Source organism: Moorena sp., assembly GCF_982860115.1.
The window spans coordinates 72,864-82,132 of record NZ_CEYLVT010000008.1 but is presented as its reverse complement, the minus strand read 5'-3'; the positions used below and the strand labels follow the sequence as shown (position 1 = coordinate 82,132).

The window sequence follows — 9,269 nt, the reverse complement described above, 5'->3', positions numbered from 1 at the left end:
GGGCTAGATTACTTATAGAGTCTGCGTTTTAGATTATTTCGTCGCCCCCTCAGGTAATTAAGTTACCATCTAGCTCTAGGGCTGGTAGCATCCCCGATGGCACTTTCTGCTTGTACCAACGTTCTTTCTTACCATAACAAAACATGGTAATTTTTTTGATACGATAAGGAATCTGTTTTTCTTCCAACCATAGCCAAATTTTCTGGCAGTAAGGACACCAAGCGTGGTTATCTCGGTATAGGGTAACTCGAATATCAGATTCAGTAAAACCAAATAGGCGCAAACAAGATTGAGCGTTAGTAGCGCCATTCACAGTATCTATTTGAAAATCCGTCAGAGCTTCTAGTTCTTGCCAGGTTAGGGGAGGGATGCTCATGGGGGTGGCTTTAATTAAAGTTTGATACAAAAGATACTATCGCATATTTTGTGTCAGCTATCAGCTATCAGTTATCAGTTATCAGCTATCAGCTATTGAATAAAATAAGCTGACGGCACCTCAAGTAGCGTGAGCTTTTAGCTCACGGCTAACGGCTAACAGCTGACGGCTGATAGCTGACAGCTGAATGCTGAGGATCAAGACAGTGATAAACCTGAGCTTGGTAACCATCCACGGATATTAAATTATTAACAGAATTCTCAGCAGAACAATTAGGTAACTCTTCAACTGTTGCGTTAAAATTCACCAACCATAAATCTAGGGTACTTGACAAATCATCGATAGTCTGTTTAAGAGTAATAGCAGCCGGACAAGTTGTCTGCTGGCACTGAATTTGGTCTTGATGTGCCAAGAGAAATTGGGGATTGAGGGAGGAGAGTTTTTGATCAGCCTTCTGTTGGAATGCCCAAGCCAGTCCCATCATTTCACCAGTCTGTACCAAGGTGTTGTGAGTAGTAGCAATTAGTATCGGTACTGATGACTGTTGTTCAATTATCGGTACCAATAAATCTGGACGATAGTATTTTTGATAGCCTAGATTGCTGACTACGGTAATACTACTCAAAAACCCCATTAGCAAAACTAGCGCTATAGTGTTTGGTCTCCTAGGGCTACTATTGTTAGTGGGATTTGCTGTGGAAGGGTGACGGTTACTCACGGCTAGGGCGGCTGCTACTAATACAATCACAGCAGGGAAGTAAACGAAACTATACCGAGCACCACGGGTGAGGTCGGTACCAAGGCAGTAAGTAATACCAAAAAATAATGCGATCGCACTAATCAAGAAACTCCCTAAAACCCCTGTGACCAAACCAGTCTTAGGGTGATTTAGTTGTATTTTTAGATAGCGATAGAGAATCGGGAGCAACCAGATTAGAAACACCAACATCACCAAACCCGAAGCAATGACCACTATCAGGGAAGATGACTCCACGGGCAATAGAGATAACATGGTAATCCAAGCAGCGAGAGCTTGAAAAATTGGCTTGGTCCAAGCCCAACTGCCATCATTGCTACTTATAATCCATTCAGTCATCTGAGCATCGTAACTCGATAGCCACACCGGTAACCAAACTAATCCTCCCATAGCACTACCTGCCGCAACTGCACCAATGCGCCGGATGGGAGAGGGTCGAGAAGGATAAATTTTGGCTAATCCCCAAAGTCCTAACAAAACCATGGCCTCAGCACAGAGGGTCAGGAGAAAAAAATAGTGGGTTGCTATACCTAAACAATTAACCACTACCCAAGACAGGGATATCCAAATCGGTAGAACAGTCTGGCGTTGAAGATGTTGTATAGCAATAACTAAGCAGCACAGGGATGCCATCACCCACAAAATGGCTAAGGTGTAATGGCGGGCTTCCTGGGCTAGAAAAACACCGTAGGGAGACACAGCCATAATTGCTGCTGCTAGTTGAGCGACTAACCGGGAACGAAACCCTACCCAGCTGAGTCCATAGATTAGTGGAATTGATACTATACCGAACAGGGCGGGAAGCGATCGCATCCCCCAAATTACTAAGTCGCTATCCTGTAACGATGTTCCATCGAACGCCTGTAAACCAAAGGAGAATAGCCTCATCCACCAGTTCGCGAGGACAAAATATAGGGGAGGGTGGTGATCCTCAGTAAATAAATGATGAATAACTGCTGATGCTCCCGATTGTGGATTAAATTCCAGTGGTTGTAACAGGGTAGACAGGGAAATGGATTGGTCTAGGGGTAAGGTTTGATAACTATTGCCCAAGCTAAACACTATTGTGGCAAATTCATCGGTCCAGGGGGACTTCAGGGTGAGGTTAGTGAAGCGTAAAACACTGCCAATAGTAATCCAAAATAATAGCAACAGGGGGTGGAACCAGAGACTTCTCAGGAAAGTTTTCAACAATAGTAACCTCAATCAGCACAAAGAGCAGACTTGCCAATGGAATTGAAATAGATGACAGACAAAATATATAGAATCAGGGGGTTTTAGCCCCTAAGTTATTTTCACCTTCTGGCTACACCATGGAGATGTTCAACTGCGATCACTGCGATCATTGTAGATTTACTGAATGTAGGTTTACTTAATATGCCTGTGATTACCACTACTGTTGATACTATTCTCAACCGTGCCTTAGGGGGTATTGATATATCACCCGATGAAGGGGTTGTGCTTTTGAAGCAAACTGAACCTCAGGCCGTAGCGTCAATTCAAGAAACTGCGGATCGGTTGCGCTATAGACAAGTTGGGGATACGGTTACCTATGTTATCAACCGTAATATCAACTTTACAAATATCTGTACCCAGCACTGTAGTTTCTGTGCTTTTCGCCGGGATGCCTCTGAAGAGGGTGCTTATTGGCTCGATTGGCAGCAAATTCATGACAAGGCAGCGGATGCGCTGCGGCGGAATGCTACAGAAATTTGCATGCAGGGCGGACTCAACCCCAAGGCAAAGATCAATGGGTCAACCTTGCCCTATTACCTAGAGTTGGTAAAAACCATTAAGCAAGAGTTTCCTCAGCTGCATCTCCATGCTTTCTCTCCCCAGGAAGTGCAATTTATTGCTGAGCAAGATGGACTTAGCTATGCCCAGGTGATTGCTCAACTACAAGAGGCTGGGGTTGGTTCAATGCCAGGAACAGCAGCAGAGATTTTAGATGATGATGTCCGACGTATTCTCTGTCCAGAAAAGACCAATACCGCCACTTGGCTAGAGATTGTGTCAACAGCTCATAAACTGGGAATGCCCACAACCAGTACCATGCTCTCGGGTCATATTGAGACACCCCAACAACAAATGGCACACTTGGAAAAATTGCGATCGCTTCAACTTTCAGCCCGTAACCAGGGATACCCTGGCTTAATCACTGAATTTATCTTACTGCCCTTTGTCGGAAAGGAAGCCCCCAAACCATTACGCCATCGTGTTGGACGGGATCAACCAGTCTTGAAAGATGCTCTGTTACTCACAGCTGTAGCTCGGATTTTCCTAGGGAACTGGATTAAAAATCACCAACCCAGTTGGGTAAAACTCGGTCTTGCTGGGGCGACAGATGCCCTTAAATGGGGTTGTAATGATATTGGTGGCACATTAATGGAGGAGCATATCACCACCATGGCCGGAGCTATGGGGGGTAGCTGTATGGAAGTAGAAACATTACAAGCAGCCATTCAATCCCTTGGGCGTCCCTATCAGCAACGAGATACGATCTACACCTAAGATCAAGTCAAGTTAATTACTTCTAATATGGTTGAACCCATGGCTGTTAATTAATAATTGGTAATTGCTGCTAATTGGTAATTACTAATTGGTAATTTACGAACAACCAATTTTAATCAGATTCAACGGTCACACAAAGATATAAGCTTTTATCTTCATGTCCCTAGCAATCAAATCCATGACCAAAAAAAAGAAATCTTTTCTACTGCTAATTTTTGCAGCAGCCGTCTTGGTAGTAGGCGGTGGAGTAACCGCTTACTGGTTGCTAGTGCGGCGGCAGATTTTACAACCAGATATTCAGGTAAGTACCCAGTTAGTTCCGCAAAATGCATTTTTTACCGCATCGATTTCTACAGACTCCAAACAATGGCAACAGTTGCTAAAGTATGGCACAACTGAATCTCGACAAATTTTGGAAAAACAGCTTGCTCAGTTGCAGGAAAATTTACTAACTGCTAACGGCTACAACTATCAGCAAGATATCAAACCTTGGTTGGGTCAAGACGTTACCCTGGCATACTTTAGCCCTAGAGACTTATCACCAGCCGTCTTATCAAACGATCAATCAGTTTTTCCCAGTTTGATTGTACTACCCATTGACAAACTAACCCAAGCAATGGAGCTGTTCAAAAAAGCCAAGTCTCAATCAGGGAAACAGTGGGTTGAGAGAACCTACAGAGGTATTCAGGTTTACGAAACAAACAAGAGTAACTCCCAAAAGTACTCAGTAGCAGTGCTGGGGCGTTTTCTAGTAGTGAGTGAAAACCCCAAAATTATTGATCAGGTGATTGACACTTACAAAGGAGCTATTTCCCTAGCTAGTAAGTCTGGGTACCAAGATGCGATCGCTCAAATTAAAACTGATCAGTCCTTTGCTCAGTTGTATATTAATCTACCAGCTTTTTTAGCCGCAGTAGCCTCTGATGCCCAGGAGCAGCCTGAAAAAACAGCAGCTAAACCCTTAAAGCAAGACATAGTCACAACAGTAACCCTAGCACCAGAGGGGATAAGTTTTGAAGGGATTTCCTGGTTCAAACCCAGAAGCACTGTTAACACCAGTAACCAAAATAGCGGTTCTTTTTTGCCTAGACGGATGCCAGCGAGTACCCTAGGCATTATATCTGGGGGTAACATCAGACAATTTTGGCAATACTATACCGAACAAGGAGCATTAAATTCTCTCATCCCCATTTCCCCAGACAATTTCCAAGCTGGATTGAAAACCACCTTAGGGTTGGATTGGGAAAAAGATTTACTATCTTGGATGGAAGGGGAGTTTGCCCTAGCCTTAATACCAATGTCTCCCGAACAACTGGCGCTTCAGGATAACCCTTACTCTGCTCCCTTAGGAGCTGGGATAGCATTGATGGTAAAAGTAAGCGATCGCTCTAGTGCTCAAGCAACCCTACAGCAATTGGATGACTTAATCACCAATAGTTATCAGTTACCGGTAGTAGAAACTCAGGTGAACGGTCAACCAATGGTTAGCTGGACAGCCACTCTAGGAGGGGTGAATGCTACCCACGGCTGGTTAGAAGGGAATGTAGTCTTCTTCACCCTAGGAGCCCCCATTGCCAGTGAACTAGTTCCTCAACCCCAAAAGACACTAATTCAAGCACCTCTGTTTCAAAACACCGTACCAACCAAACCTAATCCCAACACTGGTCAATTTTTCCTTGATGTTGAGCGTACCCTCAATAGCAGTAATCTTAATCTCGCTCAACTACCAACCCAGCAAGAAACCTTAGCAAAGGCAATTAACACCATCGGCTTAACAGTTGCCAAAATCGACCCCAATCGTACCCGCTTTCAACTTTTTGTTCAGTTGAAAAAAGAGCCTCAACCCAGTAAACCTGCTGAAACTAAGAAGGGAGATAATCAGGAAAAACCCTAGAGACGTTATTAGGTATTAGGTAAGCAGTCAGCGGTCAGCCCTCAGTGGTCAGTGGTCAGTGGTCAGGGTTCAGCTTATTTTATTCAAAAGCTGTTTCCTTAGCCTGGCCTACGGCCAAGGGCTGTTCGCGTAGCGTGCGCGTAGCGCATTGGCTGATGGCTGTTCGCGTAGCGTGCGCGTAGCGCATTGGCTGATTGCTAATAGCACTAGGCATTAGGCTTTAAGTAATCCATAAAGCCTAATGCCTAACACCTAACACCTTGAGTTAACCGAGTACTGGTTTATGCCATCGATACAGCACCAGATTTACCAGCAGCTTCCCTCAGGATTTCTGCTTTATCAGTTTCTTCCCAAGGCAGAATCAAATCGCTACGCCCGAAATGACCATAAGCTGCCGTGTCTTGATAGAAACGACCACCCCGTTCTGCGGGTAATCCGCGCAGATTAAACGTTTGGATGATGCCAGCAGGACGCAGTTCAAAATAGTTGTTGACCAATTCCAGCAAAATCTCCTCGTCCACCTTACCAGTGCCAAAGGTTTCTACAAGGATACTCACGGGTCTAGCCACCCCAATCGCGTAACTCAGCTGGACTTCGCATTTGTCTGCTAAACCTGCTGCCACAATGTTCTTAGCTGCATAGCGACAGGCATAGGCAGCGGAACGGTCTACCTTAGTGGGGTCTTTGCCAGAGAAAGCACCACCACCATGGCGTGAGTAACCGCCATAGGTGTCTACAATAATTTTGCGACCAGTTAAACCTGCATCACCTTGGGGACCACCAACTACAAATTTCCCTGTGGGGTTCACCAGGAAGCGTGTGTTGTTATCCGGCTTAATCTCGATATCTTGGAAACAGGGTTCCACCACTGCTGACCACAAGTCATCTTTAATTTTTGCCTGGACAGCTACCTCATCGGTAATATCACCAATAGTGGCATCGTGTTGGGTGGAAACCAGAATCGTATCAATCCCAACCGGCTTGCCATCTTCATAAACCACACTGACTTGGGTTTTGCCATCAGGACGCAGGTAAGATAAATCACCAGTTTTACGTACAGCTGCCAGACGGCGAGAAACCCGATGAGCCAGGCTGATGGGCATGGGCATCAGTTCTGGGGTTTCGTTGCAGGCAAAGCCAAACATCAGACCTTGGTCCCCTGCACCGATAGCATCCAGTTCATCGTCACTCATTTCCTGCCGACTTTCCTGGGCAGTAGTCACCCCTTGGGAAATGTCAGGGGATTGTTCATCAAGAGCAACTAAAACAGAGCAACTGTTGGCAGAGAAACCATTGTCGGCATCTGTGTAACCGATTTCAGCAATTTTCTTCCGCGCCAAATCAATCAAATTGACCTGGGCTTTAGAAGTAATTTCACCAGTAATCAATACCAAACCGGTGTTAACGACCACTTCAGCCGCAACACGGCTTTGGTGATCTTGAGCGAGCATAGCATCTAGGATAGTGTCAGAAATCTGGTCACAGACTTTGTCAGGATGACCTTCGGTAACCGATTCAGAGGTAAATAAATAGCGACGAGACAATTATCAATTCTCCTTTAACTATTAATCAATAACCTGTATAGCATAGATCATTTTGAGTTGCTTGAACTCGCCACTATCAAATCTTTAATCTTTAATTATAGCATTTTTTTTTAACTTATAATCAACAGCTTAAGAAAAATCCTGAATTAAATCCTGAATCCTTTTTCAGCATGATTTGAGGAGTAAATAGTCAAAAAGTAGAGTTTTTTCGACTATTTACCTATTTTTCAATTGATGAATGATTAAACTCCATAATCCGAGCAACGTTTTATCCTCTCGCTCTCGTTTTTATGAAATCTTTAACATTTTATACTTTGCGGCATTCTTAGGCTTGGCAAGGGTAATGATTTAGCTATCAGCAGTCAGCTATCAGCTAATGAGCAAATTTCTGAACAAATAGGATCACCACAATTACATCCCTTCTTGATGCAGTCGCTCATGGGGGGAACCACGGCAGTCGCTCATGGGGGAAACCCCCAAGACCGCGCTGCCTCCCCAAGACCGTAATGGTGCGTTTTCCGTAGGCGAATTAAATTCGCCACGGGTCGCACCTCTGCATCGCTTACCAATCCCTTGCCATTAAGTTTTATTTAGAATCCTGTAAAACCTCCTTTAAAGCATCCAACACTTGCACCACATTCTCTCGCCGAGAGTTATAACCCATTAAACCAATGCGCCAGACTTTCCCAGCTAATTCACCCAAGCCGCCACCAATTTCGATGTTGTAATCATCCAGCAGTTTGCGGGTAACTGCCTTGCCATCTACCCCTTCTGGTATCCGAACTGTGGTCAAGGTAGGCAAACGAAATTCTTGCTCGACGTGACATTCTAGACCCAAATCAGCCAAACCTTCCCAAAGCAATTCAGCATTAGTTTGATGCCGTTCCCAACAAGCGGTTAGTCCTTCTTCAGCAACCAATCGCAACGCTTCGCGCAAGGCATAATTCATATTAATTGGAGCTGTATGGTGGTAGGTGCGCTCGTCACCCCAATATTTGCTCAACATCGATATATCCAAATACCAATTAGCGACTTGGGTACGACGCTGGTGGAGTTTTTCGAGGGCACGAGCTCCCATGGTGAAAGGGGAAATGCCTGGTGGACAGCTAAGCCCTTTTTGGGAGCAACTATAGGCAAGATCAATCCCCCATTCATCAATAAACAGTGGCACCCCACCTAAACTGGTGACTGTGTCAACCAGCAGCAAGCAATTGAAATCTCGGCACAATTCAGCCACACCCTCAAGGGGTTGACGAGCACCGGTTGACGTTTCAGCATGAACCAAAGCCAAGACAGCAGGACGATGGGTTTCCAAGCCTTCTTGGAGTTCATCAAGGGTAAAAACTTGCCCCCAAGGCTTCATTAGTTTACGGACATCAGCACCATAACGACCAGCCATATCCACGAGTCGGTGTCCAAAGTAACCATTAACCCCAACTAAAACCACATCACCTGGTTCTACTGCATTGGCTAGAGTAGCTTCCATCGCCGCACTACCTGTCCCACTCATGGGAATAGTCATCGGGTTATCAGTTTGCCAAGCATAGCGGAGTAAGGTTTGCACTTCGTTCATCAATGCGATGAAACGGGGATCCAGGTGACCAACTGGGGGCATTCCCAAGGCTTGTAATATGGAGGGATGGGCATTAGATGGCCCGGGTCCGAGTAACAGCGTCGGAGGCATATCTATATCGGTCAGGGAGACGCGATTATTATCTTTGATTGATGGGGTTGAGGTCATTTATTATTTATAAGTGTTTGGTAAAGTAAGAGTTAACCAAAATAAATAATAACCCGAACGTGGCTATCCTCGTGTTTTAGGAAGTAAGGTGGGAAAGCATTGGGGCTTGAGCCTCAAGCACAGAGGAGATTAAACAGGTCAACAAAACCTAATCTGCATAGGATTACGAAAAGATGCCAATGGTCATGGTGATGTCAGCAGTTAAGCTGTTATAGCATTTCTATTTGAGAGGTGAAGATACTCCCTTAGGGAAAGGCAATAGGCAAGAGGCAAGAGGCAAGAGGCAAGAGTTAATAAACTATAGAGTTATTTGGGGTAATATAAAAAACGGTAATCGCTTTTTACAATTTATTTATAAACGCTATAGTTATTTTTAATAAACAATAGTTTATCAAAGACTGAATTATAAAAAAAAATTTTTAATCTATTTATTTGATCTATAAAGC

At 44.5% G+C, this 9,269-nt stretch carries 6 protein-coding genes and 1 pseudogene; 2 read left to right on the top strand and 5 right to left on the bottom strand.

Annotation, left to right across the window (positions count from 1 at the left end):
- Window positions 1-52 precede the first annotated feature (52 nt).
- A pseudogene (locus tag AC4II3_RS02800) lies at window positions 53-376 on the bottom strand (glutathione S-transferase N-terminal domain-containing protein); the annotation flags it as partial.
- Between the two features lie 148 nt (window positions 377-524).
- Window positions 525-2,324, bottom strand: coding sequence for a glycosyltransferase family 39 protein (locus tag AC4II3_RS02795; protein ID WP_488015387.1), 1,800 nt, complete (start codon window positions 2,322-2,324; stop codon window positions 525-527).
- 192 nt (window positions 2,325-2,516) lie between these two features.
- On the opposite strand from AC4II3_RS02795, the gene cofH reads away from it, so the two are divergent.
- Window positions 2,517-3,644 (top strand): 7,8-didemethyl-8-hydroxy-5-deazariboflavin synthase subunit CofH, encoded by a 1,128-nt coding sequence (gene cofH / locus AC4II3_RS02790; RefSeq protein WP_488015394.1) that lies wholly within the window; start codon window positions 2,517-2,519, stop codon window positions 3,642-3,644.
- 178 nt (window positions 3,645-3,822) lie between these two features.
- Window positions 3,823-5,538, top strand: a complete 1,716-nt coding sequence (locus AC4II3_RS02785) for a DUF3352 domain-containing protein (protein ID WP_488015389.1) — start codon at window positions 3,823-3,825, stop codon at window positions 5,536-5,538.
- A 79-nt stretch (window positions 5,539-5,617) separates the two neighbouring features.
- Here the strand turns inward: AC4II3_RS02785 and AC4II3_RS02780 are convergent, their stop codons facing one another.
- From AC4II3_RS02780 to AC4II3_RS02770, 3 genes are all read right to left on the bottom strand, one after another.
- Complete coding sequence (locus AC4II3_RS02780; protein ID WP_488015391.1) at window positions 5,618-5,752, bottom strand: hypothetical protein; 135 nt, start codon at window positions 5,750-5,752, stop codon at window positions 5,618-5,620.
- Window positions 5,753-5,819: 67 nt separating this feature from the next.
- Window positions 5,820-7,082, bottom strand: coding sequence for a methionine adenosyltransferase (metK, locus tag AC4II3_RS02775; RefSeq protein WP_488015392.1), 1,263 nt, complete (start codon window positions 7,080-7,082; stop codon window positions 5,820-5,822).
- A gap of 586 nt (window positions 7,083-7,668) precedes the next feature.
- Window positions 7,669-8,823, bottom strand: a complete 1,155-nt coding sequence (locus tag AC4II3_RS02770; protein WP_488006990.1) for a pyridoxal-phosphate-dependent aminotransferase family protein — start codon at window positions 8,821-8,823, stop codon at window positions 7,669-7,671.
- Between the last annotated feature and the right edge of the window lie 446 nt (window positions 8,824-9,269).